20 protein-coding genes and 1 tRNA gene are annotated in these 26323 nt (G+C 61.8%); 8 read left to right on the top strand and 13 right to left on the bottom strand.

The features are described 5' to 3' along the window. Window positions 1–128: 128 nt before the first annotated feature. The 7 genes from lon to BLS51_RS20790 form a co-directional block, all read right to left on the bottom strand. On the bottom strand, window positions 129–2540 hold the full coding sequence (lon, locus tag BLS51_RS20820; RefSeq protein ID WP_090187799.1) for an endopeptidase La: 2412 nt from the start codon (window positions 2538–2540) through the stop codon (window positions 129–131). Window positions 2541–2805: 265 nt separating this feature from the next. Next, on the bottom strand, window positions 2806–4074 hold the full coding sequence (gene clpX / locus BLS51_RS20815) for an ATP-dependent Clp protease ATP-binding subunit ClpX (RefSeq protein ID WP_090187793.1): 1269 nt from the start codon (window positions 4072–4074) through the stop codon (window positions 2806–2808). Window positions 4075–4235: 161 nt separating this feature from the next. Then, window positions 4236–4853 (bottom strand): ATP-dependent Clp endopeptidase proteolytic subunit ClpP, encoded by a 618-nt coding sequence (gene clpP, locus BLS51_RS20810; protein ID WP_373925132.1) that lies wholly within the window; start codon window positions 4851–4853, stop codon window positions 4236–4238. 76 nt (window positions 4854–4929) lie between these two features. Further along, entirely contained in the window at window positions 4930–6270 is a 1341-nt protein-coding gene (tig, locus tag BLS51_RS20805; RefSeq protein ID WP_090187786.1) for a trigger factor, read from the bottom strand. Between the two features lie 32 nt (window positions 6271–6302). Beyond that, window positions 6303–6389: transfer RNA gene (locus BLS51_RS20800), tRNA-Leu, on the bottom strand. 172 nt (window positions 6390–6561) lie between these two features. Further along, window positions 6562–9651, bottom strand: a complete 3090-nt coding sequence (locus BLS51_RS20795; RefSeq protein ID WP_090187783.1) for an efflux RND transporter permease subunit — start codon at window positions 9649–9651, stop codon at window positions 6562–6564. Further along, window positions 9648–10754: an efflux RND transporter periplasmic adaptor subunit gene (locus BLS51_RS20790; RefSeq protein ID WP_090187779.1), complete on the bottom strand. Its 1107-nt coding sequence runs from the start codon at window positions 10752–10754 to the stop codon at window positions 9648–9650. Before BLS51_RS20790 ends, BLS51_RS20795 begins: the two co-directional genes overlap by 4 nt. A gap of 175 nt (window positions 10755–10929) precedes the next feature. On the opposite strand from BLS51_RS20790, the gene hpnC reads away from it, so the two are divergent. Then, complete coding sequence (gene hpnC, locus BLS51_RS20785) at window positions 10930–11760, top strand: squalene synthase HpnC (RefSeq protein WP_090187775.1); 831 nt, start codon at window positions 10930–10932, stop codon at window positions 11758–11760. A 48-nt stretch (window positions 11761–11808) separates the two neighbouring features. Next, entirely contained in the window at window positions 11809–12315 is a 507-nt protein-coding gene (locus BLS51_RS20780; protein ID WP_090187770.1) for a hypothetical protein, read from the top strand. Here the strand turns inward: BLS51_RS20780 and BLS51_RS20775 are convergent. After that, the gene (locus BLS51_RS20775) at window positions 12284–12697 is read right to left on the bottom strand and encodes a hypothetical protein (protein ID WP_139168748.1); all 414 of its coding nucleotides are present in this window, start codon (window positions 12695–12697) and stop codon (window positions 12284–12286) included. The two genes, BLS51_RS20780 and BLS51_RS20775, sit on opposite strands and share 32 nt — an antisense overlap. A gap of 117 nt (window positions 12698–12814) precedes the next feature. Between BLS51_RS20775 and hpnD the strand changes: the two genes are divergently transcribed. From hpnD to BLS51_RS20755, 4 genes are all read left to right on the top strand, one after another. Beyond that, window positions 12815–13648, top strand: a complete 834-nt coding sequence (gene hpnD / locus BLS51_RS20770) for a presqualene diphosphate synthase HpnD (protein ID WP_090187761.1) — start codon at window positions 12815–12817, stop codon at window positions 13646–13648. Continuing rightward, on the top strand, window positions 13641–15071 hold the full coding sequence (gene hpnE, locus BLS51_RS20765; protein WP_373994347.1) for a hydroxysqualene dehydroxylase HpnE: 1431 nt from the start codon (window positions 13641–13643) through the stop codon (window positions 15069–15071). Before hpnD ends, hpnE begins: the two co-directional genes overlap by 8 nt. 122 nt (window positions 15072–15193) lie before the next feature. Then, a complete protein-coding gene (locus BLS51_RS20760; protein ID WP_090187758.1) occupies window positions 15194–15988 on the top strand; it encodes a DUF1700 domain-containing protein in 795 nt (264 codons plus the stop codon). A gap of 10 nt (window positions 15989–15998) precedes the next feature. Beyond that, the gene (locus BLS51_RS20755) at window positions 15999–16805 is read left to right on the top strand and encodes a head GIN domain-containing protein (RefSeq protein ID WP_090187755.1); all 807 of its coding nucleotides are present in this window, start codon (window positions 15999–16001) and stop codon (window positions 16803–16805) included. 187 nt (window positions 16806–16992) lie between these two features. On the opposite strand, the gene BLS51_RS20750 is transcribed toward BLS51_RS20755, so the two are convergent. Further along, the gene (locus BLS51_RS20750) at window positions 16993–18231 is read right to left on the bottom strand and encodes a TIGR03862 family flavoprotein (protein WP_090187751.1); all 1239 of its coding nucleotides are present in this window, start codon (window positions 18229–18231) and stop codon (window positions 16993–16995) included. Between the two features lie 38 nt (window positions 18232–18269). Between BLS51_RS20750 and BLS51_RS20745 the strand changes: the two genes are divergently transcribed. After that, window positions 18270–18515, top strand: a complete 246-nt coding sequence (locus BLS51_RS20745; protein ID WP_090187749.1) for a hypothetical protein — start codon at window positions 18270–18272, stop codon at window positions 18513–18515. 1 nt (window position 18516) lies between these two features. Here the strand turns inward: BLS51_RS20745 and moaD are convergent, their stop codons facing one another. From moaD to thrC, 3 genes are read right to left on the bottom strand one after another with little or no spacing between them, the layout of a single operon-like run. Beyond that, window positions 18517–18771: a molybdopterin converting factor subunit 1 gene (moaD, locus tag BLS51_RS20740; protein ID WP_090187746.1), complete on the bottom strand. Its 255-nt coding sequence runs from the start codon at window positions 18769–18771 to the stop codon at window positions 18517–18519. Then, window positions 18771–19988: a molybdopterin molybdotransferase MoeA gene (gene glp, locus BLS51_RS20735; protein WP_090187740.1), complete on the bottom strand. Its 1218-nt coding sequence runs from the start codon at window positions 19986–19988 to the stop codon at window positions 18771–18773. Before glp ends, moaD begins: the two co-directional genes overlap by 1 nt. Then, window positions 19988–21466 (bottom strand): threonine synthase, encoded by a 1479-nt coding sequence (gene thrC, locus BLS51_RS20730; protein ID WP_090187734.1) that lies wholly within the window; start codon window positions 21464–21466, stop codon window positions 19988–19990. Before thrC ends, glp begins: the two co-directional genes overlap by 1 nt. Before the next feature lie 143 nt (window positions 21467–21609). Here thrC and BLS51_RS20725 point away from each other — a divergent pair, with 143 nt between their 5' ends. Then, complete coding sequence (locus tag BLS51_RS20725) at window positions 21610–24336, top strand: putative bifunctional diguanylate cyclase/phosphodiesterase (protein WP_090187730.1); 2727 nt, start codon at window positions 21610–21612, stop codon at window positions 24334–24336. Here BLS51_RS20725 and BLS51_RS20720 read toward each other — a convergent pair. Continuing rightward, a complete protein-coding gene (locus tag BLS51_RS20720; protein WP_229208070.1) occupies window positions 24333–26267 on the bottom strand; it encodes a cytochrome c/FTR1 family iron permease in 1935 nt (644 codons plus the stop codon). The genes BLS51_RS20725 and BLS51_RS20720 overlap by 4 nt on opposite strands. Window positions 26268–26323: the final 56 nt, after the last annotated feature.

Genomic DNA, 26323 nt, shown 5'->3' with positions numbered 1-26323 from the left:
CGAAAAATTCAGGCCGTATTAAACAAGCCAGCCCACTATCATGTCAAGGCTACACAATAGAAAAAGAAGTAAAAATAAAAAAACAGGCGCTATATAAGCGCCTGTTTTCAGTATATTACCGCTGAAAGTTAGTGTTTTACCACTTCACCCTGCCCGTCCGGCTTGGCGGCGGCAGCTGCCACCGCTTCCACTGGCGCGGTATCCGCCAGCGGTTCAGGCTGGCGCTCCAGCGCCACTTCCAGCACTTTGTCGATCCAACGCACTGGCACGATCTCCAGCTTGTTTTTGACATTGTCCGGAATCTCGGCCAGGTCCTTGACGTTCTGCTCAGGGATCAGCACGGTCTTGATGCCACCGCGCTGCGCCGCCAGCAGTTTCTCTTTCAGGCCGCCGATCGGCAGGACTTCGCCGCGCAGCGTGATCTCGCCAGTCATGGCAACATCGGCACGGACCGGGATGCCGGTGAACACCGACACCATGGCGGTGGTCATGGCGATACCGGCAGACGGACCATCCTTCGGCGTCGCCCCCTCCGGCACGTGAATGTGCATGTCGGATTTCTCGAACACTTCATTCTTGATGCCCAAGCGCTGCGCGCGGCTGCGTACCACGGTGCGGGCCGCTTCGATCGATTCCTTCATCACGTCGCCCAGCGTGCCGGTGCGGATGACGTTGCCCTTGCCCGGCATCGACACGGCCTCGATGGTCAGCAGATCGCCACCCACCTCGGTCCATGCCAGACCCACCACCTGGCCAATCTGGTTCTCTTTCTCGGCCACGCCGAAGTCGTAGCGGCGCACGCCCAGGAACTTGTCCAGGTTTTTCGGCGTGACGATCACTTTCTTCTCCGACTTCTTCAGCAGCAGCATCTTTACCACCTTGCGGCAGATCTTCGACACTTCGCGTTCCAGCGAACGCACGCCGGCTTCACGGGTGTAGTAGCGGATGATGTCGCGCAGGGCCGCTTCGCTGATCGAGATCTCTTCCTCTTTGAGGCCGTTGTTCTTGATCTGCTTCTGCAGCAGGTAGCGCTGGGCGATGCTGGTTTTCTCGTCCTCGGTGTAACCCGACAGGCGGATCACTTCCATCCGGTCCAGCAGCGCTGGCGGGATGTTGAACGAGTTCGAGGTCGCCACAAACATCACGTCCGACAGGTCAAAGTCGACTTCGATGTAGTGGTCGGCAAAGGTGTGGTTCTGTTCAGGATCCAGCACCTCCAGCAGCGCCGACGATGGATCGCCACGGAAGTCCGCGCCCATCTTGTCGATCTCGTCCAGCAGGAACAGCGGGTTGCGCACGCCGACTTTCGCCAGCGATTGCAGCACCTTGCCTGGCATCGAGCCAATGTAGGTACGACGGTGACCGCGGATTTCGGCCTCGTCGCGCACACCACCAAGCGCCATGCGCACGAACTTGCGGTTCGTCGCGCGGGCGATCGACTGGCCCAGCGAGGTTTTACCCACGCCTGGCGGACCAACGAAGCACAGGATCGGTGCTTTCAACTTATCGACGCGCTGTTGCACTGCGAGGTATTCCAGGATGCGTTCCTTGACCTTCTCCAGGCCATAGTGCTCGCCTTCCAGCACTTTTTCAGCGTTGGTCAGGTCGTTGTTGACCTTGGATTTTTTCTTCCATGGCAGGCTGACCAGGGTGTCGATGTAGTTGCGCACCACGGTGGCTTCGGCCGACATCGGCGACATCAACTTCAGTTTTTTCAGCTCGGCAGTGGCTTTGTCCAGTGCCTCTTTCGGCATCTTGGCCAGCGCGACTTTCTTCTCCAGCTCGTCCAGGTCGGCGCCGTCTTCGCCCTCGCCCAGTTCTTTCTGGATGGCCTTGACCTGTTCGTTCAGGTAGTACTCGCGCTGCGACTTCTCCATCTGGCGCTTGACGCGGCCACGGATGCGCTTTTCGACTTGCAGGATGTCCAGCTCGCCTTCCAGCTGGCCCAGCAGATGCTCCAGGCGCTTGGCGACGCTGAAGATCTCCAGGATCACCTGTTTCTGCTCCAGTTTCAGCGGCAGATGGGCGGCCACGGTATCGGCCAGGCGGCCGGCGTCGTCGATGCCGGACAGCGAAGCCAGGATCTCGGGTGGAATTTTTTTGTTCAGCTTGACGTACTGGTCGAACTGCTGAACGATGGCGCGGCGCATCGCTTCGATTTCCGAATCGTCGCCCAGCTCGGAATCAAGCGGCGTCAGGTCGGCCACGAAGTGCGTCGGCGTGTCAGTGATCTTGTTGATGCGGGCGCGCTGGGCGCCTTCGACCAGCACCTTCACGGTGCCGTCAGGCAGCTTCAGCATTTGCAGAATATTGGCCACGCAGCCGATTTCATAGATATCGGAAGCAGAAGGTTCGTCCTTGGCAGCGGCTTTTTGCGCGGCAAGCATGATGCTCTTGCCCTGCTCCATAGCGGCTTCCAGCGCCTTGATCGATTTTGGGCGCCCTACGAACAGCGGTATCACCATATGCGGAAATACGACGACGTCCCGCAGCGGCAATAACGGCAGTTGAGTTTGCTCAGTTAATTTGGAAGTTGTCATGGCGTACCTTATGTGAAAGCGTGATTATGATGTGGGCGCTATTCCGCCAAATCACAAGACCGATCTGCAAGAAATAATTCTCATATTAAAGAATGTTTTCTTCACTCTAAAAGAAAAGCTAAATAAAAAAGCCACGCGCGACTTGGCGTCACGAGTGGCTTTCCGACTGAAGCCTGTATTCTTTTATTGATTTTGATTGTACCGCCTTGCCCCACGGATGCGAAATGAATTTTGCTGTGACGCGGAGCAAGTGTGCACAAGTTATTTAATTCTCACCAGAAGCCTTGGCAGGCTCCTCGTAAATCAATAAAGGTTTTGCGCCACTGGTGATGGTATTCTCATCAATAACCACTTTAGTAACATTGGTTTCATTTGGCAGTTCATACATGGTATCCAGCAGCGCGTGTTCCAGGATCGAGCGCAGGCCACGGGCGCCGGTCTTGCGCGCCAGCGCTTTCTTGGCGATGGCATGCAGGCCGGCCGGACGAATTTCCAGTTCCGCGCCTTCCATTTCGAGCAGCTTGGAATACTGCTTAATCAGCGCATTCTTCGGCTCAACCAGGATCTGGATCAGTGCTTCTTCGGTCAGTTCGTTCAGCGTGGCCACCACCGGCAGACGGCCGACCAGTTCAGGGATCAGGCCGAACTTGATCAGATCTTCGGGTTCGGCTTCCAGCAGCACTTCGCTGGCGCTGCGATCGGACTTGCTCTTCACCGAGGCACCGAAACCGATGCCGGATTTTTCCGAACGGTTCTCGATCACCTTGGCCAGGCCGTCAAACGCGCCGCCGCAGATGAACATGATGTTGGTGGTGTCGATCTGCACGAAGTCCTGGTTCGGGTGCTTGCGCCCGCCTTGTGGCGGCACCGAGGCCATGGTGCCCTCGATCAGCTTCAGCAGCGCCTGCTGCACGCCCTCGCCCGAGACGTCTCGGGTGATCGACGGATTGTCCGACTTGCGCGAAATCTTGTCGATCTCATCGATGTAGACGATGCCGCGTTGCGCCTTGTCCACATCATAGTTGCAGCTCTGCAACAGTTTCTGGATGATGTTTTCGACGTCTTCACCGACGTAGCCGGCCTCGGTCAGCGTGGTGGCGTCGGCGATCACGAACGGTACGTTCAGCATGCGCGCCAGCGTCTGCGCCAGCAGGGTTTTACCCGAGCCGGTCGGGCCGACCAGCAGGATGTTGGACTTGGCCAGTTCGACTTCGTCTTTCTTGCCCAGGTGCTTGAGGCGCTTGTAGTGGTTGTACACCGCGACCGACAGGATGCGCTTGGCCGTTTGCTGGCCGATCACGTACTGGTCCAGCAAGTCCTTGATTTCGTGCGGGGTTGGCAGGTCCGACTTGGCGCCGGCGACCGACTCGATGGCCGAGGTCTCGTCGCGGATGATGTCATTGCACAGATCGATACACTCGTCGCAGATGAAGACCGACGGGCCGGCGATCAGCTTCTTCACCTCGTGCTGGCTTTTGCCACAGAACGAGCAGTACAGAAGTTTTTCACCGCTGGAGGATTTTTTGTCTGACATGGGCAGTTTTCTTTGGTTACAGAATGGCTTAGCCGTTGCTGGGTAGCAAGTTTGAAGACCGGAAAAAATCCGCCTACAACCACATGCTACCCGAAATAAAAACGAAACGCCCGAACGATTAATCGTCCGGGCGTCTTTTTAGCAATGCTGCGGGGGAAGCATCAAGCCCGGTTGGTCAACACTTTGTCGATCAGACCGTACTCTACCGCTTCTTCTGCTGACATGAAGCGGTCGCGATCAGTATCTTTGGCGACCTGTTCGATGCTTTGGCCAGTGCGTTCAGCCATGATCGAGTTCAGCCGGTGGCGCAGGTAAAGGATTTCCTTGGCCTGGATCTCGATGTCCGAGGCCATGCCCTGCGAGCCGCCCGAAGGCTGGTGAATCATGACGCGCGAGTTCGGCAGCGAGAAGCGCTTGCCCTTGGCGCCGGCCGCCAGCAGGAAGGCGCCCATCGAGGCGGCGATACCGGTGCACAGCGTCGAAACGTCTGGCTTGATGAACTGCATCGTATCGAAAATCGCCAGGCCGGCCGATACCGAACCGCCAGGGGAATTGATGTACAGCGAGATGTCCTTGTCCGGGTTTTCGCTTTCCAGGAACAGCAGCTGGGCGACCACCAGGTTGGCCATCTGGTCGTTGACCGGACCGACCATGAAGATAATACGTTCCTTCAGCAGGCGCGAGTAAATGTCATACGAGCGCTCGCCGCGACCGCTTTGTTCCACCACCATCGGCACCAGGCCGAGCATTTCGGTATCCAGTGCCGGATTACGGTTCATACCAGTCATTCTATTTCCTTGTGAAGCAGCTATGTAGGCCGGAGTGACAATAATACATCATCCGGCCCAAACTGAATTACGCTTGTGCGTTGCTTCCCATCAGTTCGTCAAAGGCGATGGCCTTGGACGAAGTCTTCGACAGGCCCAGGACGTAATTGACGACGTTTTCTTCCAATACAAGGGCTTCGATCTCAGCCAGACGGCGGCGATCGCTGTAGTAGTACTTCAGCACTTCGCGTGGGTCTTCGTAGCTTTGGGCGAAGTCTTCGATCTGCGCTTTGACTTGCTCAGGCTGGGCTTGCAGGTTGTTCTCGCCAACCAGTTGCGACAGGATCAGGCCCAGGCGTACGCGACGCTCGGCTTTTTCTGCGAACAGTTCTGGTGGGAATGGCACGTCCTTGACGTTCATGCCGCGCTGCGCCATGTCCTGACGGGTCATTTCGGCCAGGCGCTCGGTGTCCTGGGCGATCAGCGATTTCGGCACGTCCAGGGTGGCGGTCTTGACCAGCGCTTCCATCACGGCTTCTTTATTGCGCGCTTTCACGCGGCCAGCAACTTCACGTTCCAGGTTGACTTTGATGTCTTCGCGCATTTTGGCGACGTCGCCGTCAGCCACGCCCAGCGATTTGGCGAACTCGCCGTCAACTTCCGGCAGGTGCGCCCATTCCAGTTTTTTCAGGGTGATGGTGAACGAGGCGGTTTTGCCGGCCACGTCTTTACCATGGTAGTCCTCTGGGAAGGCCAGCGGGAAGGTCTTGGCTTCGCCGACTTTCAGGCCGACGGTGGCAGCTTCGAATTCTGGCAGCATGCGGCCTTCGCCCAGCACGAATGGGTAGTCTTCCGCTTTACCGCCTGGGAATTCCACGCCGTCGATCGAGCCGACGAAGTCCACGGTCACGCGGTCGCCATTGGCAGCAACAGCTTCGCCGCCGTCGCCGTGTTCACCGGCTTCGCCCTTGGTGTGGAAGTGTACGCGCTGTTTGCGCAGGATTTCGATGGTCTTGTCGATTTCAGCATCGCTGACGTCGGCTTTGACGGTTTCGATTTCCACGGTGGTCAGATCGCCGATGGCGACGTCCGGGTAGATTTCGAAGGTAGCGTCAAAGCTCAGCACGCCGGCTGGCGATTCTTGCTTAGGCTCGATGTTCGGGAAGCCGGCAACGCGCAGTTGGGCTTCGTTTGCGGCGTCGTTGAAAGCGCGACCAACTTTATCATTCAGCACTTCGGTTTCGATCTGGTAACCGTATTGCGCTGCGACCATTTTCAGAGGCACTTTGCCCGGACGGAAGCCTGGTGCCTTAGCCGTTTTGGCTTGCACTTTCAGGCGCTTCTCAACTTCAGCGCGGACTTCGGTCAGCGGGAAGGAGATCGTGATACGACGTTCGAGTTTGCCCAAGGTTTCGACTGCAGTTGCCATGTAAAAATCGTCCAAAAAATAAGAAATACAGTTGGTGCGAGGAGGGGGACTCGAACCCCCACACCATTGCTGGCGTCAGGACCTAAACCTGGTGCGTCTACCAATTTCGCCATCCTCGCGGCTTGTTTGCACAAAAGCAAAGGGCGACCTTTAAGTGAAAACGGTCGCCCTCTTTCCGCGTATGCTCGCGGAAGCTTTCAACTTCAACGCGATATTCTAACGGGTTTTTTGCGGAATGGTGGCGATTTTTACTACGCCGCCAACATTCCGCTCAAAAAACCAATTTTTTGCCTATTTAAGAGGCTTTTTCACTCTAAACCACGCTGCATACAGCGCTGGCAGGAACAACAAGGTCAGCGCGGTGGCCAAAATCAGGCCGCCCATGATGGCGACCGCCATCGGCCCCCAGAACACCGAGCGCGACAAGGGAATCATCGCCAGCGCCGCCGCAGCGGCGGTCAGGATGATCGGCCTGCAGCGGCGCACCGCCGACTCGACAATCGCCGTCCAGGGATCGTGGCCGGCCTTGATGTCCTGCTCGATCTGGTCCACCAGGATCACCGAGTTACGGATAATCATGCCGAACAGCGCGATGATGCCCAGGTTGGCGACAAAACCCAGCGGCCGGCCCAGCAACAGCAAGGCCATCGCCGCCCCCGCCACGCCCAGCGGGCCGGTCAGGAACACCAGCAGCGAACGCGAGAAGCTATGCAGCTGCAGCATCAGCAGCGTGAAGATCAGGAAGATCGCCAGCGGCAGGTTGGCCGCGATCGACGCTTCCGCCGCACCGCTGTCCGACGCCGCGCCCTTGACCGTGATCGCATAGCCGGCCGGCAGCGCATCGCGCAGCTTCTTCAGTTGCGGCTCGATCTGGCCGGAGACGGTTGGCCCCTGGATATGGTCGCCGACGTCCGACTGGACGGTGATCGCCCAGTCGCGCCCTTCGCGCCACACCACGCCTGGCTCCCACACAAAGTGCGCACGGGCCAGCTGGCTGATCGGCACCGACTTGCCGCTGGCGGTCGGGATGTTGGTGTCGTTCAGCACCGAGATCGTCGCCCGTTCATCGAGCGGCTGGCGGATGCGGATGTCGATCAGCTTGATGCCCTCGCGGAACTGGCCGATGGTGGTGCCGGACAGGATGGTATTCGCCGCGCGCATCACCGTTTGCGAGGTCACGCCCAGCGCGCGCATCTTGTCCTGGTCCAGGTCCAGGCGCAGCACCTTGACCGATTCATTCCAGTTGTCGTTGACGCCGACCGTGTTCGGATTGGCACGCATGATGTCCTTCACCTGGTCGGCGATGGCGCGCACCTTCTCCACTTCGGTGCCGGTGACGCGGAACTGCACCGGATACGGCACCGGCGGCCCGTTCGGCAGCAGCTTGACGCGGCCGCGCACTTCCGGGAAGTCATGTTTGAACACATCGACAATCTTGTCGCGCAGCGCGGCGCGCGCTTTCAGGTCCTTCGGCAGCACGACGATTTGCGAGACGTTGGTCTGCGGGAAAATCTGGTCCAGCGGCAGGTAGAAGCGCGGCGAGCCGGTGCCGACATAGCTGGTCACGCTCAGCACACCATCCTGCTTGCGGATGAAGGCTTCGAACTTCTTCACCTGCGCCTCGTTGGCCGCAAAGGTTGTGCCCTCCGGCGTCCACATTTCCACCATCAGCTCGGGACGGCTGGAATCCGGGAAGAACTGCTTCTCGATGAACTTGAAGCCGTACACGCCCAGCGCAAACACCGCCAGCGTCGCGGCGATGGTGATCCAGCGGTACTCGACGCACCAGTTGACCAGCGCGCGGAACTTGCGGAAGCCTGGCGTATCGAACAGGTCGTGGTCATTGCCGCCATCGGCGTGCGGCTTCACTTTCAGCAGCACATAGCCAAGGTAAGGCGTGAAGGTCACCGCTACCACCCACGAAATCACCAACGCCAGCGCGTTGACCGAAAACAGCGAGAAGGTGTACTCGCCCGCAGCCGATTTCGCCAGGCCGATCGGCAGGAAGCCTGCCACCGTGATCAGCGTGCCGGTCAGCATCGGGATCGCGGTGGATTTGTAGGCGAAGGTGGCGGCGTCGAAGCGCGACATGCCCTCCTCCATCTTGCGCACCATCATTTCAACCGCGATGATGGCGTCATCCACCAGCAGGCCCAGCGCGATAATCAGCGCGCCCAGCGAAATCTTGTGCAGGTCGATGTCTAGCATGCGCATGAACAGGAAAGTCACCGACAGCACCAGCGGAATGCTCAGCGCCACCACCAGTCCCGGACGCACGTCCAGCCGCAGCTTGGGCTTGCTGTGCAGGCCCAGCGCGACAAAGCTGACGCCCAGCACGATCAGCACCGCTTCGATCAGCGTGTGGACGAACTCGCCCACCGAGGCCTTCACCGCCTCAGGCTGGTCGGACACGCGCTCCAGCTCGATGCCAACCGGCAGCTTGGCTTTCAGCTCGGTCACGGTCTTTTCCATGTGCGTGCCGAGCTGGATGATGTTGCCACCCTTCTCCATCGACACGCCAAGGCCGATCACTTCCTTGCCATTGAAACGCATCTTGTTCCCCGGCGGGTCCTGGTACTCGCGCTTGATGGTGGCGAAGTCGCCCAGGCGGAACGTGGTGCCGTTGGCGCGCAGCTCCAGCTCCTCCAGATCCTTGACGGTTTTCAGCGCGCCGGTCACGCGTACTTGCAGGTTGTCGGTCGGCGTCACCAGCACGCCGGTGGATTCCACCGTGTTCTGCGTGGCGATCTGGTTGACGATGGCCTCGAACGAAATGCCCAGTTGCGCAAACTTCTTGTGCGAGAACTCGATGTTGATCTTCTCATCCTGCACGCCGAACAGCTCGACCTTGGACACCAGCGGCACGCTCAGCAGCCGCTGGCGCACGAAGTCGGCGTAGTCCTTCATCTCGGCATAGGTAAAGCCGTCGCCGGACAGCGCGAAGATCGAACCATAGGTATCGCCGAATTCATCGTTGAAGAACGGCCCCTGCACGCCGGACGGCAGCGTGCCCTTGATGTCGCCGATCTTCTTGCGCACCTGATACCAGGCTTCCGCGACGTTTTTCGGCGGCGTCGATTCGCGCAGCTTGAGGATGATCAGCGTTTCGCCTGGCTTGGAATAGCTGGAGATTTCGTCGATACCCGGCGTTTCCTGCAGCTTTTTTTCCAGCTTGTCGGTGACCTGCTCGGCCATTTGCAGCGCGGTGGCGCCCGGCCACTGTGCCTGCACCACCATCGCACGGAAGGTGAATGGCGGATCTTCATCCTGGCCGAGGTTGCTATAGCTGAGGAAGCCGCCGATCAGCAGCACCGCGATCAGGTAGCGCGTCAGCGGGATATGCTCCAGCGCCCAGCGTGAGAGGTTGAATCCTTCCTTCATTTGGCAGCCCCGGCAACGGCGGGTGCGGGGGCAGCCACTGGCAGGTCATTGCCCAGGATGGTGACTTTCTGACCCGGCTTCAGCAGGTTGACGCCGGCCGTCACCACGGTCTGGCCGGGCTTGACGCCGCCGGCCAACACGATATCGTTGCCGGCCACGCCGCCGATGGCGACAGGCACCAGCTTGACCACGCCCTGCTCCACAACCCACACCGAGCTGGCTTTCTTCTCATAGAACAATGCGGTCAGCGGCACCTTGATCTGCGGCACCGGGGTTTTTGAAGCGAACTGCACGACGGCGGTCATGCCCAGCTTGGCCTCGGCCAGCGTGTCAGGGATCGATACTTTGGCGGTGTAGGTGCGGGTAGATGGATCGGCCACCGGCGACAGCTCGCGGATCTTGCCCGGCGCGGTTTTCCCTGGATCGGCCCACAGGCGCACCTGCACGTCTTCGACGCGGCGCAGCGTGTCGACCTTGTCTTCCGGAATGCCGATGACGATTTCCTTCTCGCCCGACTTGGCCACCTTGACCACCGGCGTGCCGGCCGCGACCACCTGGCCGATCTCCGCGCTTACCGCCGTCACCACGCCATCCACATCCGCCAGCAGCGCCGCGTAGGCAGCCTGGTTGGACTGGCCGCGATAGCCTGCTTGCGACGCGTCAACCTGCGCTTGCGCAGCTTTATAAGTCGACTCCTTGGAATCCAGTACCGCCTGGCTGACGAAGCTCTGCCGGCGCAACTCCTGATAGCGCTGCAACTCGGCCTTGGCCAGGTCGCGATTGGTTTCAGCCGCGCGCAGGCTGGCCAGTGCCTGGGCTTGCGACAGCTGCAAGTCCTGCGGATCGAGCTGCATCAGCACCTGCCCCTTCTTCACCAGCGTGCCGACATCCACCTTGCGGCTGACGATCTTGCCGCCAACACGGAAGCCCAGCTGCGACTCCACCCGCGCCCGCACCTCACCGGAAAACTCGGCATTCACGTCAACATCGCTGGCAGTTAGCTTGATGGCGCGCACCGGGCGGATATCTTCGGTTTTCTCAACCTGCTTGGAACAGGCGCCCAGCAAAGCCAGCGCCGAAGCGGCAACCAGCACGTTCTTCATAGTAGACACGACGGCATCCTTTTAATGACTGAAGGGTTATTTATTGATTATAAGCCGAACAACCATGTTTGCAAATGACCTTGGCGTCATTTATTTAGCCTTGCTCTTGTTTCAAGATCCCACTACTATTACGCGCTGGAAAAACATCAAACCGGCACCTGCCGCTGCTCCGTCTATGCCGGTCGACCACTACGAAAATTTCCCTGTCGCTTCTATTTTGCTGCCCAAGCGTTTGCGCCCGGCGGTTGAAGCCATCTATGCCTTCGCCCGCAGCGCCGACGACCTGGCCGATGAAGGCGACGCCACACCAGAGGAACGCCTGGCCGCGCTGGCTGCCTACGAGGCGGCGCTGGCGCGCATCGAGCAAGGCGCCACCAGCCACGAACCGATGTTCGAACGGCTGGCGCAGGTGGTACGGGAATATGATATGCCACTCAAGCCCATGTATGAGCTGCTGTCGGCCTTCAAGCAGGATGTGATGGTGTCCCGCTACCAGACCTTTGAGACACTGCTGGACTATTGCTCGCGCTCGGCCAACCCGGTCGGCTACATGATGCTGCACCTGTATGGCGCGGCGGATGAGGAAAACGTACGCGATTCGGACGCGATCTGCTCGGCGCTGCAGCTGATTAATTTCCTGCAGGATGTGGCGATCGATCTGCACAAGGAACGTATCTATATCCCGCTGGAGGATCTGAACCGTTACGCGGTATCGCCAGCAGCGCTGGACCATGTCAGCGCGCGGCCGCGCTGGCGGTCGATGATGCGTTTTGAAGTGGAGCGCGCACGCAAGCTGCTGTTGAGCGGTGCGCCGCTGGCCTTGCGCCTGCCGGGCCGCATCGGCTTCGAGCTGCGCATGGTGGTGCAAGGCGGCATGCGCATCCTGGACGCCATCGAGGCGGTCGAGTACGACGTGTTCCTGCACCGCCCCAAACTGAGCAAGCGTGACTGGCTGGGTATTTTCTGGTCGTCGGTGCGCATGAAAAGACTGATGCGCATCAATTGACGCTGGTGGCAGGAAGCCTATACTGGGAAACCAGACAGGAGCCGCACCATGGGCGACATGACCAGAGAGGAAGTTGACGTAAAGATCGCTACCAGCGACGCCCGCTGCGAGGCGCTGATGGCGTCATTCCGCGACACGCTTGCCGCGTTCAACGAACGCATGGACCGCTTCGAGGCGCGCATCCATCAGGACATGCGTGAATTCAAGCACGACGTCGGCATCATGATCGCCGACCTGAAGAAAACCATCATCATCACCTGCATCAGCGCGACGCTGGCTACCGTGTTTGGCGTCGCCGCTTTCAACGCTGCGCTGCTGAGCAATATGCGCGCCTCATTTGATTCAGGCGCCGAAGCCGGCCAGTGGCGGCGCGACATGCAACTGCAAAACGAAGAGAACCGCAAAATGCTGGCCGAGAATCGGCAGATGCTGACCGAAAACCGGCAGATGCTGGCGGAAAACAGGCAGATAATGGAAAAGGTGGAAAAGCAGTACGACCAGACTCAACAGATACTGGACGAACTCAAACAGGAGCGAGTGTCTGGGCGGCGCTGAGTTTCTGATTATCCGTGCGGTCGCGCATGGCTGGCACGGCTGAGGATGGCGGCGGCGAGGATTTCGGCGTCGCCACCGGCACAGACGGCCTCGACTGTCGCAACACCAGTTCGCGCACCAGCGCCGCCTCCGCCACCGACTGCGCCGTCTGGCAATTCACGCCCTCATTGGAAATCTGCCACTCCTGGAAATCGCCCGCGTTCAGCGTGCGCAATTTTTGATCGGACATCAGCTTGCAGCGGTTGGCCACCGACTTGGCCTCATCCAGATGCTGCGTGTAATACGTGGCCGTCTTCATCGGCGCGGTATCGTCTGCAGACGAGCCCTCACACCCAGCAAGCACTGGGAGGAAGATCATGGCGGCAACGATCTGGAGATTCATATAGGAAGATTCCGGTCAAAGGTAACATATTGTATCCTCATTCGATACAGTTTGCAGACCACATCGCTGCCCCTTCCTATAGAATAGCGGCTTCGAACAGCCTATTGCTATTTATACATGTCTCCCGACGACTACTGCCAGCAAAAGACCGCGCAAAGCGGCTCCAGTTTTTACTACAGCTTTCTGTTCCTGCCGCAGGAGCGTCGCCGCGCCATCACCGCCCTCTATGCCTTTTGCCGCGAAGTCGACGACACCGTCGATGAATGCACCGATGAATCGGTAGCCCGCATCAAGCTGGCCTGGTGGCGCAAGGAAATCAACAATATGTATGCCGGCGCGCAGACCCACCCGGTCACGCAGGCGCTGCAACCGCACATCGTGCCGTACAAGCTGAAGGAAGAACACCTGCAGGCCATCATCGACGGCATGGAGATGGATCTGAACCAGACCCGCTATCTCGATTATGCGGCGCTCAGCAAATACTGCTGGCACGTCGCCAGCGTGGTCGGCATCCTGTCGGCCAGTATCTTCGGCGTCAGCAATCCGCAAACCCTGCAGTTCGCCGAAAAGCTGGGCCTTGCCTTCCAGCTGACCAACATCATCCGTGACGTCGGCGAAGACGCCCGCAAAGGCCGCATCTATCTGCCGATCAACGAGCTGCAGCAATTCAATGTGACCGCCGCCGACATCATCAACGCCAAGCACACCGACAAATTCGAAAAGCTGATGGCCTTCCAGATCGAACGCGCGCAGCGCGCCTACGACGAAGCCTTCGCCCTGCTGCCCAAGGAAGACCGCCGCGCCCAGCGCCCTGGCCTGATGATGGCGGCTATCTACCGCACGCTGCTGACCGAAGTGGAAGCCGATGGCTACCATGTGCTGCAACATCGCATCTCGCTGACGCCGATCCGCAAACTGTGGCTCGCATGGAAGACCTACATCCGTGGTTGACAGCAATATCGCCGGCACGCCAGCAGACAAGCGCGGCCACACGGACCCAAGCCTGACATCCCGCGCCATCGCTGTCATCGGCGCCGGCTGGGCCGGCTGCGCCGCCGCCATCGAACTGGCGCGCGCCGGCTACAAGGTGACGCTGCTGGAAGCCGGGCGCACACTCGGCGGCCGCGCACGCCGCGTGGAAACCGATCGCGCCCAACTGGATAACGGCCAGCATATCCTGCTGGGCGCCTACAGCGAATCGCTGCGGCTGATGAAGCTGGCCGGCGTTGATCTCGACCGGGCGCTGCTCACCCTGCCTTTGCAGATGCGCTACCCGGCCAACACCCATGGCATGGACTTTGTCGCGCCATCGCTGCCGCTGCCGGCGCCGCTGCACCTGCTGGCCGCGCTGCTCAAGGCCAAGGGCCTGACCCGCGAAGACAAGCTCAGCCTGGGACGCTTCTCGACCGCCGCCCGCTGGATGGGCTGGCGGCTGAACACCGATTGCAGCGTCAGCGAACTGCTGCAACGCTTCGACCAGACCGAGCGCCTGATCCGCCTGATGTGGCGCCCGCTATGCCTGGCCGCGCTGAACACCCCGCCGGAACGCGCGTCGGCCCAGGTTTTCCTCAACGTACTGCGCGACAGCCTGGGCGCCAGGCGGCGCCGCGCTTCCGACATGCTGCTGCCGCGCGTCGACCTGAGCAAACTGTTCCCCGAAGCCGCCTGCGCCTACCTCGAAGCGCGCGGCGGTGCGGTGCGCAGCGGCGCCAAGGTACAGGCCATCCGCTGCATTGAAGGCCGTTTATGGCAGCTGGACATCAGCGGCGCGGCCGTCGGCGGCACCTGGAGCACCTATTTCAGCGGCGTAGTGATTGCCACCGGCGCCAGCCAGGCGGCCGCGCTGCTGCACGACATTCCGGGCCATGACACAGCCCAACTGTGCTGCCAGCTGACCGCCTTCGCGCCGGAAGCCATCACCACCGTCTACCTGCAATACGATGCGGCCACCCGGCTGGACCTGCCGTTTTACGCATTGCAGGACAATCCGTTCAACCACCATTACGGCCAGTTCGTGTTCGACCGTGGCCAGCTGGATGCCGCGCAGGCGGGCTTGCTGGCGGTCATCATCAGCGCCTCCGGCCCGGCCGCCGCCCAACCGCAGGAATTGCTGGCCGAGGCAGTCGCGGTGCAACTGGCGGTGGATTTCCAGCGGCCGGAACTGGGCCGTCCCGCCTGGTTCAAGGTGATCACGGAGAAACGCGCCACCTATGCCTGTTCGCCTGGCCTGGCGCGCCCGGCCAACGCCACCGGCCTGCCGGGCCTGGTGCTGGCCGGCGACTACACCGCCGGCGACTATCCCGCCACGCTGGAATCGGCGGTGCGCAGCGGTGTTGCCGCAGCCACGTTGCTTCGGCGCGGCGCCGTCCAGTAGCCCATTTTGGTCGCCTGTTCCGCCATTTATGCAGCCTGTCACATGCCGGTGGCAGGTGGACGTCCGTCTGCGTACAGTGACATCATCGGCCAAAAGGCAAGCAATATTGTGGACTTGATATCATGACTAAACAGCAATACCTCGATGCGCTCAAGCAGGCCATGCAGGGTTTGCCACCGGAAACGGTGGCCAAGACCCTGGCCTATTACGAGCAGCGCTTCATCGACGGCCTGGTGGCCGGACGGAGCGAGGCCGAGGTGTATCAGGAGCTGGACGAGCCGCGCAAGATCGCCATGACCTTGCGCGCCAACGCTCACCTGAACGCTTTCGAGCAAAAGAAAACACCGTTTAACCTGGCGCGTGCCGGCGTTTCCCTGATCGGCCTGGCCATCTTCAACCTGTTCATGGTGATTCCGGCCATGGTCTACGCCAGCCTGCTGGGGGCGATCTATGTCTCGGCGTTTGCCTTCTACATCGGCGGCGTTGCGCTGACCGCCAGTGGCCTGTCGGGCCAGAACGAGCTGGCGCTGGAAGGCCCGCTGCGTCACATCATGGCGTTCACCAACTCGCACTTCGACACCCAGGCCGAGGAAGAGGAAGCCCAGGGATGGCGCGTGTCGATCGACAGCATGGGCGTGCAGGTCAACAAGGACGATCCGGACGCCGTCCGCGCCGGCGAGGAAGGCCTGAGCCGCAGCGGACGCCTGCTGAACCGCGCCGAGGCCGTGGCCACCGGCGATGTGTTCATCACCACCGATTTCGACAGCGGCGCGCGCACCACGCAGTCGCTGATCGGCTTTGGCCTGATCCTGGGCGGCATCGGCCTGTGCCTGATCAGCATTGTGCTGACGCGCTACACAATGATAGGCCTGAAGCGCTACGCGGCGATGAATATGTCGCTGCTGCGCGGACGTTGAGGGAGACATCATGCGAGCTTTAATGAAAATCGGCGCCGGCCTGCTGGTACTGGCGTTTGCGCTGGTCGGCGCCACCTACAGCATGCTGAAGGCTTATGGCAGCAACAGCCCGACCAGCACCGCCGGCCGCACGCTGAGCAGCGAGACGCGCAAGATCGACGCCATGGCGACCGTGGTGGAACTGAGCGGCCCGATCGATCTGATACTGACCCAGGGCCAGTCTGCCTCGCTGAAAGTACGCGGCGAGCAGCGCTCGCTGGCGAATGTCGAAACCCTTCAGGATGGCCGCGACCTGCACATCGGTACCAAGGGCATGCTGCTGAATCCACGCCATCGCCTTCAGGTCGAGCTGGTGTTGCCGTCGCTGCAGGAGCTGGTGGTGACCAGCAGCGGCGACACCAAGGTGTCCGGCTTCAACGGCGAGCAGATGGAACTCCAGCTGCACGGCTCGGGCAATGTGAATTTCAGTGGGCGCTATCGCGAGCTGAATGCGAGCGCGCACGGCAGCGGCAACCTGAATCTGAATGCCGGCAGCACGGAGAAAGTGGAGCTGGTGATGGTGGGCTCGGGCCAGATCACCGCGTCCGGCAGCTGCAAGGTGCTGAATGCGGAGCTGACCGGTTCCGGCGACCTGAATGCGCGCCACCTGGCGGCAGATAGCGTAACCGTGAATCTGCGCGGCTCAGGCACCAGCCATGTGTTTGCCAAGCAGTCGGCGGAACTGACGCTGCGCGGCAGCGGCGATATTCGTGTGCTGGGCAATCCAAACCAACGCAACGTCAACCGCACCGGCTCCGGCGAGGTCAGTTGGGAGTGAGCGACAGCCGTCGCATCGCCGCGCGGGTGTAGACAGAAGCACTGGCCAGGCGGCCGCGCGCACCTACGCGCGGGTGTAGGCGGCGGCACTGGCCAAGCGACCAAGCACACCGACGCGCGGGGTGTAGGCGGCGGCACTGGCCAAGCGGCCAAGCGCACCGCCGCTCAGGCACGCGCAACGGCGCCAGCTACGCGGCCGTCCGCCATGCCAGCGCGTCGCGGGCAGCAGCGATGCCGCTGGCAAAGCAGGCGGTAAGCAAGTAACCGCCGGTCGGCGCTTCCCAATCAATCATTTCGCCGGCAACGAACACGCCCGGCGCCGCCTTCAACATGGTTCCCTGCAAAGCATCCCAGCGCACGCCGCCGGCGGTGCTGATCACTTCATCGATCGGACGCGCGCGCACCAGGCGCACCGGCAAACGCTTGATCGCGCGCGCCAGTTGCGCCTCGTCGCTGAACTGCTCCTTGCTCAGGCATTCCCGCAGCAGACCCGCCTTGACGCCCTTGATGCCCAGGCGGCTCTGCAAATGGCTGGCCATCGACCGGGCACCGCGCGGCCGCGCCACCTCATCCGCGACACGCTCGGCGCTCAGATCGGGCAGCAGATCGAGCCAGATGGTGGTCGAGCCCTCGGCGGCAATCTGATCGCGCAACGCGGCCGACAGCGCATAAATCAGGCTGCCCTCAACACCGCCCTGCGTCACCACAAACTGTCCCTGCTTGCGCATCTCCTGACCGTTCGCATCGCGCGCGATCACCGCCACCGTCATCAGCGGCTCGCCTGCATGGCGGCTGCTGAAATGCTCGCTCCAGGCAACGTCGAAGCCGCAATTGGACGGCGCCAGCGGCGACAAGTCCACACCACGCCCGGCCAGTACCGGCATCCAGCTACCGTCCGATCCAAGACGCGCCCAACTGCCGCCACCCAGCGCCAGAATCACCGCATCCGGCCGCGCCACCACCTCGCCGCCGTCCGGCACGGAAAAGCGCAGCGCGCCATCCTGCCAGCCCAGCCAGCGGTGACGCATATGAAACTGCACGCCGCACTCGCGCACCGCATGCACCCACGCGCGCAGCAGCGGCGCCGCCTTCATATCGGTTGGGAACACACGTCCCGAGGTGCCAACAAAAGTCTCCAGCCCCAGGCCATGCACAAAGTCGCGTACGGCCTGCGGGCCAAACGCATCCAGCATCGGCCGCAACGCGCCTGACGAATTACCGTAACGCGTGACGAAATCAACATACGGCTCGGCATGGGTGATATTCATGCCGCTGCGCCCTGCCAGCAGAAACTTGCGGCCGACCGAGGCCATGGCGTCATACAAGTCCACCTGAGCCCCGCCCTGCGCCAGCGTCTGCGCGGCCATCAGCCCGGCGGGGCCGCCGCCGATGACGGCGACGCGAAAAGGTGTCAAACTAGACTGCATGCATTCGGTCCAATATTCAATCAACAAAGGGAGAGACGATGGGCGCGATATTCTGGATTAAACGCTTCCTGCTGGCCGCCGTGCCGCTGTTCGCGATACTGGCTGCCGTGGAGTGGTTCAAAGGCTCAACCGCAAAAGAGGATTATCTCAGCGCCGCCGTGTGGGCACTGATCGCGGCGGGCGTATTCACCTACACCGCGTGGCGCCGCTTCCGCAACGCCATGGCCTGCCCGGCGTGCGACGATGTCACCACGACCTACAAGGACAAGCACGCGAAGAAGTAAATCAGCCCCCGGTCACCGGCGGGAAGAACGCCACCTCGGCGCCGTCGGCAATCGCCGTATCGGCGCCGCACATCACCTGATTGTACGCCATGCGCAGCGCCGGATGGCCCAGCGCCTGCTGCCATTGCTCGCCACGCGCGGCCAGGTGCTCGCGCAGCGCGCCCACAGTGGCAACGCCCTGCGGTAAAACCAGCGATTCCGACGAGGCGCCAACTGCCTCACGCACGCTGGCGAAAAATTTTACGGTAATAGCCATTAGTACAGTAACTCATTAAACGGTATAAATCGCACCACATCGCCGGCGGCGATCGGGTTGTTGGGCGGATTGTCGATCACGCCGTCGCCCCACACCGTCGACGTCAGCACGCCGGAACTCTGGTTGCGGAACAGCTCCACGCCACCCGCCTCGTTGATACGGGCGCGCAGGAATTCGTTGCGCTTGTCCGCCTTGGGCCAGTCGAAATCAGCACGCATATGGAACGCGCGCGGCGCAACTGCGCCCTCCACACCTTGCAGGCGCAGCACGAACGGCCGCACAAATAGCATAAACGTAATGAAGCTGGACACCGGATTGCCCGGCAGGCCAACAAAGAAGGCTTGCCCCACTTCGCCAAACGCCAGCGGCTTGCCCGGCTTGACGGCGATCTGCCACATATTCAGCTTACCCTCGGCTTCCACCGCCGGCTTGATGTGATCTTCCTCGCCGACCGAGACGCCGCCTGAAGTCACGATCAGGTCATTGCCCTGCGCCGCCTCGCGCAGCACCGAGCGCGTTGCCTCCAGCGAATCCGGCACGATGCCGAAATCGCTGATTTCGCAGCCTAGGTTTTCCAGCAGCGCGCGCAGCGTGAAGCGGTTGGAATTGTAGATGGCGCCGGGCGCCAAAGGCTCGCCTGGCATGGTCAGCTCATCGCCGGTGAAGAACACCGCCACGCGCAGCTTGCGCTTGACCGGCAGTTGCGCCAGGCCGACCGATGCGGCCAGGCCCAGCTCCTGGCTACGCAGACGCGCGCCAGCCGGGAGCACAACGCTGCCATGGGTGATGTCTTCGCCGGCGCGGCGTATCCATTCGCCGGACTTGGGCGCATGCCTGATGGTGACCACATTGCCCACCAGTTCGCACTGCTCCTGCATGACCACAGCGTCCGCGCCCTCCGGTATCATCGCGCCGGTGAAGATGCGGGCGGCGGTCCCCGGCAGCAAAGGCTGGCCGACGTGACCCGCCGGGATGCGCTGCGAGACCGTCAGCGACGCGCTGCCACTGGCGCAATCGGCGGCGCGCACCGCGTAGCCGTCCATCTGCGTGTTGTCGGCACCCGGCACATTCATGCCGGAGACCTGCGCCTTGGCCAGCACGCGGCCATTGGCTGCCAGGGTCGGGATGAGTTCCGTCTCCGCCACCGGGCGCGCGGCGCCCAGCATCTGCGCCAGCGCTTCGCTGACCGACAGCATCGGCTTACGCGGCTCGCTCATCACAGGCCCGTGTTGGCGGCGATGTAGGCCTTCATGGCGGCGACATCCGCCTTCATGACCACGAATTTCTGCGGCAGGTCTTCGATGTTCTCGAAGCCGTCCGGACGCTCGGCGTCCACGCCCAGCGCTTCCAGGATGGTTTCGTTGAACTTGGCCGCCAGCGCGGTTTCCAGCACGATCATGGTCACACCCGGTTCCATGTTTTCCTTCGCCACCTTGATGCCGTCGGCGGTGTGGGTATCGATGACGATGTCGTAATCATCGGCGACGTCGCGAATGACGTTGACGCGGTCGTCGTGGGTCGACTTGCCGGACTTGAAGCCATAGTTGGCCACCAGCTTGAACTCGTCGCCATCGCTGCCTGGCTTGCCGGACAGGTCGAAGCCGCCATGGGTTTCCACTTTCTGGAACAGCGCGCGGGTGCGGTCGCCGTCGCGGCCCACCAGTTCGTAGACAAAGCGCTCGAAATTGGATGCCTTGGAGATGTCCATCGACGGGCTGCTGGTATGGTAGGTCTCGGCCGACTTGCGCACGCGGTACACGCCGGTGCGGAAGAATTCGTCCAGCACGTCGTTTTCATTGGTGGCGGCCACCAGCTTGTCGATCGGCAGGCCCATCATGCGGGCGATGTGGCCGGCGCAGATATTGCCGAAGTTACCCGACGGGACGGTGAACGAGACTTTCTGCTCGTTCGAGGTGGTGGCGCTCAGATAGCCACGGAAGTAGTACACCACCTGCGCGACCACGCGCGCCCAGTTGATCGAGTTGACCGTGCCAATCTTGTATTTGCTCTTGAACTCCAGATCGTTCGACACGGCCTTGACCATGTCCTGCGCATCATCGAACACGCCTTCGATGGCGATGTTGAAGATGTTCGGGTCCTGCAGGCTGAACATCTGCGCGGTCTGGAAGGTGCTCATCTTCTTGTGCGGCGACAGCATGAAGACACGGATGCCTTTCTTGCCGCGCATCGCGTATTCGGCGGCGCTGCCGGTATCGCCCGATGTGGCGCCGAAAATATTCAGTTCCGCGCCCTGCTTGGCCAGCGCGTATTCGAACAGGTTGCCGAGCAATTGCATGGCCATGTCCTTGAACGCCAGCGTCGGACCGTTGGACAGCGCCTGCAATACCAGCCTGGTGCCGTCCTCACGCTCTTCGAGCACGCGCAGCGGCGTAATCTGGGTGGCTTTCTCGCCCTGGCGGACGTTTTTATACACTTCCTTGGTATAGGTCTTGGCGGTCAGCGCGCGCAGGTCGGCTTCCGGAATGTCGGTCGCGAACTTCTTCAGGATCTCAAATGCCAGGTCGGCGTAGGACAACTGGCGCCACACGTCCAGCTCAGCGCCGGTCACTTGCGGATACGTCGCAGGCAGGAACAGGCCGCCGTCAGTGGCAAGGCCACCCAGCAGAATGTCAGAAAATTGTTGGGAAGACGAGGCGGCGGCCGACGACGCGGCGCGAGTAGACACGTATTGCATAAATGAGAAAATTCCAGTTGAGCTGCAGGACGGTTCAAAGGCGAGGGGTTATTATAGTGCGCCTCGGGCGATACCGTGAAATTCACGTTGTTTTATGGTCATGCCCTATACTGTCAAACTTCAGAGTATCGCCGTTGAATATCATGAAGTCGCCCGTACCGCCGTCCCAACCTCAATTTATCAGCTATCTGTGGGCCTGCTGTGGCACGCTGCTGCTGGTGGCGGCGGCGTTCATGTTCTACGTGTGGACTGAAAAACGCATCGACCAGGCCAATGAGCTGCGCTACGCCTCGCACAACCTGGTGGAGGAATTGCGCCAGTCCTCCGACGACCTGACGCGCATGGCGCGCACCTTTGTGGCCACCGGCGACCCGCGCTACCGCAAGAACTACCAGGAAATCGTCGACATCCGCGAAGGCCGCGCCGCGCGCCCGCGCAATTACGAAAACGTCTACTGGGACCTGGTCCTGGCCAATGGCCAGCGGCCGCGCGGCGGCGAGATCACCACGCCGCTGATGGAACTGATGCGCGAGGCGCACTTCTCGCCGGAGGAGCTGGCGCTGCTGGCCAGCGCCAAAAACGAGTCGGACAAGCTGGTGGGCCTGGAGACATCCGCCATGGATTTGCGCGCGCAGGGCGACGTGGCCGGCGCCACCGCCATGCTGCACGACGCTGCGTACCACCGCACCAAGGCCGACATCATGCGCCCGATCGGCGCCGTCAACGACAGCGTCGACCGCCGCACGCGGCTGCTGGTCGAGGAAACCGCGCTTGACGCCAACCTGGCCCGCTTCGCCTTCATGTTCAGCGCCATCGTGCTGGTGCTGCTGGTGTGGCGCGCCAAGCGCCGGCTGGACGCGGCGCTTGGCTGCTCGGTCGACCAGCTGCGCGCCGACATGGAGAAACTGGGGCGCGGCGACTTCACCACGCCGCTGAGCGTGCCCGAAACAGCGCGCGACAGTGTGTGGGGCTGGCTGGCCCACACGCAGCAGGGGCTGACGCGACTGGATGCGGAACGCAGCGAGGCGCTGGAACGCATCCAGCGCATCAGCCGCCTCTACTCGGCGCTCAGCCAGTGCAATCAGGCCATCGTGCGCAGCCACAGCGAGGCCGAACTGTTTGAGCGCATCTGCCGCGACGTGGTCAGCCACGGCGGCATGGCGATGGCATGGATCGGCCTGATCGACAAGGAGCATGGCCGCATCAACGTGGCTGCCTCGTTTGGCGGCGGCATCGAGTATCTCGACCAGCTGGAGGTATCGCTTGATCCAGGCACGCCAGAGGGGCGCGGGCCGATTGGCCTGTCCTACCACAGCGGCCAGCCGTACTGGTGCCAGGATTATCAGCACGCGCCGGAGACGGCCTACTGGCACGCACATGGCACGCGCTATGGCTGGGCGTCGTCGGCGGCGATCCCGCTGCGCCGCGACGGCGAGATCATCGGCTTCTTCGCGCCCTACTCCAGCACCCTCAACGCCTTCGATCACGACGTCCGCGAGCTGCTGCTGGAAATGACGCTGGATATCGAGTTTGCGCTGAAAAACTTCGACCGCGAAACAGTGCGCCAGCAAGCCGACCAGCGCGTGCACTACCTGGCGCATTACGACGTGCTAACCGGCCTGCCGAACCGCTCGCAATTGCATGAGCGCGCGCGGCATCTGCTGGAGCAGGCCCGCACCAGCCGCACGCCGATGGCGCTGATGATGCTGGACCTGGACCACTTCAAGGACATCAACGACTCGCTGGGCCACACGGTGGGCGACTCGCTGCTGTCCGAACTGGCGCTGCGCCTGACCAGCTGCCTGCGCGACGGCGACCTGGTGGCGCGTCTGGGCGGCGATGAATTCATCTTCGTGCTGCGCAATGTTGGCAGCAGCGAAGCCAGCGACGTCGCCCGCAAGCTGCTGGACATGACCGGCAAGTCCTACACCGTGGGCCTGCACGATCTGAAGGTATCGGCCTCGATAGGCATAGCCATGTATCCGGAAGATGGCATGGATGTGGAAACCCTGCTGCAACGGGCGGACGCCGCCATGTACCAGGTAAAACGCGCCGGCCGCCACGACTTCCGCTTCTTCACCGCCGCCATGCAGCAGCGCGCCGCGCGCCACCTGCAAGTAGTGAACGCGCTGCGCTATGCACTGGAGCGCGAACAGATGCACGTGGTGTACCAGCCGCAGGTGTCCTTGAAAACCGGTCGCATCATCGGCGCAGAAGCACTGCTGCGCTGGACCACACCGGAGCTGGGCGCGGTATCGCCAGCCGAATTCATTCCGGCGGCCGAGGAAAGCGGCCTCATTATCCCGATTGGCGACTGGGTGCTGCGCCAGGCGGTGCGCCAGGCGCGCGACTGGCTGGATGCCGGCCTGCCGCCGCTGGTCATGGCGGTGAACCTGTCAGCGATCCAGTTCCGCACCGCCGACCTGCCCTCGCACGTGGCGCAGATCCTGTACGAAGAAGGCCTGCCGCCCGAATACCTGGAACTGGAGCTGACAGAAGGCGTGGCGGTGCAGGACCCGCAAGGCGCCATCGCCACCATGAACCAGCTGCACGACCGCGGCATCCGCATGTCGATCGACGATTTTGGCACCGGCTTTTCGTCGCTGAGCCACCTGAAGAAGTTCAAGGTCTACAAGCTGAAGATCGACCAGTCCTTCGTGCGCGACATCAGCACCGACGCCGAGGACAAGGCCATCGTCAGCGCCATCATCAACATGGCGCGCAGCCTGGGCTTGACCACCATCGCCGAGGGCGTGGAAACCATGGAGCAGCTGGAGTTCCTGCGCGAGCAGGACTGCGACGAGATGCAGGGCTACCACTTCAGCAAGCCGCTCGCGGCGGACGCCTTCCGCGCCCTGCTGGAAAATTAAGTCTTCACGCGGCGCGGTGCAGCGAAGCGGTTGAAGCTAAAGCCGGCCAGCAAAATCAGCAGCACCAAGCCTTGCGTGCCCAGCGTTTCGGCGGTCGGCAGCACGCCCAGGATGTCGATGCGTGGGAAGCTGACCGGCGTGACGCCGACCCAGCCGGCTTCCTGCAAGGCCGCCACGCCTTTGCCCATCAGGATCACCGCCAGCACAGCAACAAAGCCAGAGGTCCAGGAGAAGAATTTCCCGATCGGCATACGCGCGCTGGAGCGCAGCAGCACCCAGCCGATGATCGCCAACAACACCACCGCTGCGGCAAAACCGCCCAGCAGAGCGCTGCCGTTGCCATCCGCTGCCAGCGCGGAGTAGAACAGCACCGTCTCGAACACTTCGCGGTACACGGCGATGAAGGACAGCGCGAACAAGCTCCATGCGGTCTTGCGGCTCATCGCCGCCGACAGCTTCTCGCTCAGGTATTCTTGCCAGCGGCCGGCGCTACTCTTCTGGTGCATCCACAGGCCGACACTCAACAAGACCAGCGCGGCAAACACCGAACCCACGCCTTCGCTGACTTCACGGCTGGCGCCACTAATCGTCACAAGGTAGGTCGCCACCACCCAGGTCAGCACACCGGCCGCCAGCGCGCCCGCCCATCCGGCGTGGACATAGACCATCACGTCCTTGCGCTGCGCCTTGCGCAGGAAGGCGATGATACCAATCACGATCAGCAGCGCCTCAACGCCTTCGCGCAGCAGGATGGTCAGCGCGCCGACAAAGGTGGTCATCGGGTCAGCCTTGGCATCACCCAGTTCGGCCTCGACCAATGTGAAGAGCTGCATGAGCTCCTTGCCGACGGCGTCAGCTTGGGCGACATCGCCATTGCCGACTGCCGAACGATACGCCAGCATGGCGCTTTCGACGGCAACGAGCAGCGACTTGTTACGGGCGCCGACTACCGGCTCGATAGGCTCGAAGCCGTCCAGATAAGCGGACAAGCCCAGTGTGGTCGCTGCGGCGCGGTCGCCCGCATGCAGGGCGGTCAGGCTTTCCGCCAGGCGCGTACGCGACAGCGCCAGGCCGTTTGCTTTGCTTGCTTCGGCCTGCGCGGGTTGGCTGCGCAGGTAGGCAGTCAGATCACGCGCCTTTTCCATACCGATTTTCGCGGCGATGGCTTCCTGCGTCAGCGTGGTGACTGCGGCCAGATCCGGGAATTGCGCGCGCAGCGCCTGGTCATCCTTCCACAGTTTCTCCCCGCGTGAGCGGGCTGCAGCATCAAAGGACAGGTTGCCGATGAAGAATGCCAGATCCCAGCGCTCGGCTTCCGGCAACGCGGCGAAGCTGGCCATCGACGTACCCTCCACACCTTGCGACACCACCTGGTACAGCGCCATCAGGCTGCGCGACTGCGCGCGTTCGGCATCCGAGAAGGCGATCGGCTTGGGCTCCAGCGATGCCGCCAGCGCGCCATCACCATGTCCGCTCACACCGTGGCAGGAGGCGCACTGCGCGGCATACAGCGCCGCGCCACGCGCCAGATCCGGCAACGCTTTCGGCGCTACCGGAATCGGATAGGCGGCAATCAGCAAGGCATTGGCCCGATGCGCCAGGCGTTTCACGTCGGACGCATCCGCCTTGGCCATGACGGCCGCCCGCAGGTCGGCAACCGCCACCACCACCGCCGACTGAGAGGCATGCGGCGGCAAGCTTGCGGCCTGCCTGGCGGCGTTGTCGGTGAAGTCCAGCATTTCCGCATATTCGGAAGTGCTTGCCACCTTGCCGTTTTCCACCGCACCACCGTAGTCGACCGCGACGTAGTCGATCAACTGCCACAACTGCCTGGCGCCGGCGGCGGAATCACTCGTCTGCGCGTTTGCAGTACCAATTACCAGCAGCGCTATCAACAGGCACCGCAACCAGATTTTCATCGCAATCAACATGATTCTTATTCTCACCGCTTATTCACGCTAGTGACTATAAGGCAATTTCATGTTTT

Source organism: Duganella sp. OV510, assembly GCF_900100205.1.
Lineage (GTDB): Bacteria > Pseudomonadota > Gammaproteobacteria > Burkholderiales > Burkholderiaceae_D > Rugamonas.
This window is presented reverse-complemented; position numbering and strand designations above follow the sequence as displayed.

Bases quoted from the DNA above. Each gene is read 5' to 3' on its own strand.
- lon (WP_090187799.1), bottom strand. From the start codon at position 2,540: ATGACAACTTCCAAATTAACTGAGCAAACTCAACTGCCGTTATTGCCG.
- clpX (WP_090187793.1), bottom strand. From the start codon at position 4,074: ATGTCAGACAAAAAATCCTCCAGCGGTGAAAAACTTCTGTACTGCTCG.
- clpP (WP_373925132.1), bottom strand. From the start codon at position 4,853: ATGAACCGTAATCCGGCACTGGATACCGAAATGCTCGGCCTGGTGCCG.
- tig (WP_090187786.1), bottom strand. From the start codon at position 6,270: ATGGCAACTGCAGTCGAAACCTTGGGCAAACTCGAACGTCGTATCACG.
- BLS51_RS20795 (WP_090187783.1), bottom strand. From the start codon at position 9,651: ATGAAGGAAGGATTCAACCTCTCACGCTGGGCGCTGGAGCATATCCCG.
- BLS51_RS20790 (WP_090187779.1), bottom strand. From the start codon at position 10,754: ATGAAGAACGTGCTGGTTGCCGCTTCGGCGCTGGCTTTGCTGGGCGCC.
- hpnC (WP_090187775.1), top strand. From the start codon at position 10,930: ATGCCGGTCGACCACTACGAAAATTTCCCTGTCGCTTCTATTTTGCTG.
- BLS51_RS20780 (WP_090187770.1), top strand. From the start codon at position 11,809: ATGGGCGACATGACCAGAGAGGAAGTTGACGTAAAGATCGCTACCAGC.
- BLS51_RS20775 (WP_139168748.1), bottom strand. From the start codon at position 12,697: ATGAATCTCCAGATCGTTGCCGCCATGATCTTCCTCCCAGTGCTTGCT.
- hpnD (WP_090187761.1), top strand. From the start codon at position 12,815: ATGTCTCCCGACGACTACTGCCAGCAAAAGACCGCGCAAAGCGGCTCC.
- BLS51_RS20760 (WP_090187758.1), top strand. From the start codon at position 15,194: ATGACTAAACAGCAATACCTCGATGCGCTCAAGCAGGCCATGCAGGGT.
- BLS51_RS20755 (WP_090187755.1), top strand. From the start codon at position 15,999: ATGCGAGCTTTAATGAAAATCGGCGCCGGCCTGCTGGTACTGGCGTTT.
- BLS51_RS20750 (WP_090187751.1), bottom strand. From the start codon at position 18,231: ATGCAGTCTAGTTTGACACCTTTTCGCGTCGCCGTCATCGGCGGCGGC.
- BLS51_RS20745 (WP_090187749.1), top strand. From the start codon at position 18,270: ATGGGCGCGATATTCTGGATTAAACGCTTCCTGCTGGCCGCCGTGCCG.
- moaD (WP_090187746.1), bottom strand. From the start codon at position 18,771: ATGGCTATTACCGTAAAATTTTTCGCCAGCGTGCGTGAGGCAGTTGGC.
- glp (WP_090187740.1), bottom strand. From the start codon at position 19,988: ATGAGCGAGCCGCGTAAGCCGATGCTGTCGGTCAGCGAAGCGCTGGCG.
- thrC (WP_090187734.1), bottom strand. From the start codon at position 21,466: ATGCAATACGTGTCTACTCGCGCCGCGTCGTCGGCCGCCGCCTCGTCT.
- BLS51_RS20725 (WP_090187730.1), top strand. From the start codon at position 21,610: ATGAAGTCGCCCGTACCGCCGTCCCAACCTCAATTTATCAGCTATCTG.
- BLS51_RS20720 (WP_229208070.1), bottom strand. From the start codon at position 26,267: ATGTTGATTGCGATGAAAATCTGGTTGCGGTGCCTGTTGATAGCGCTG.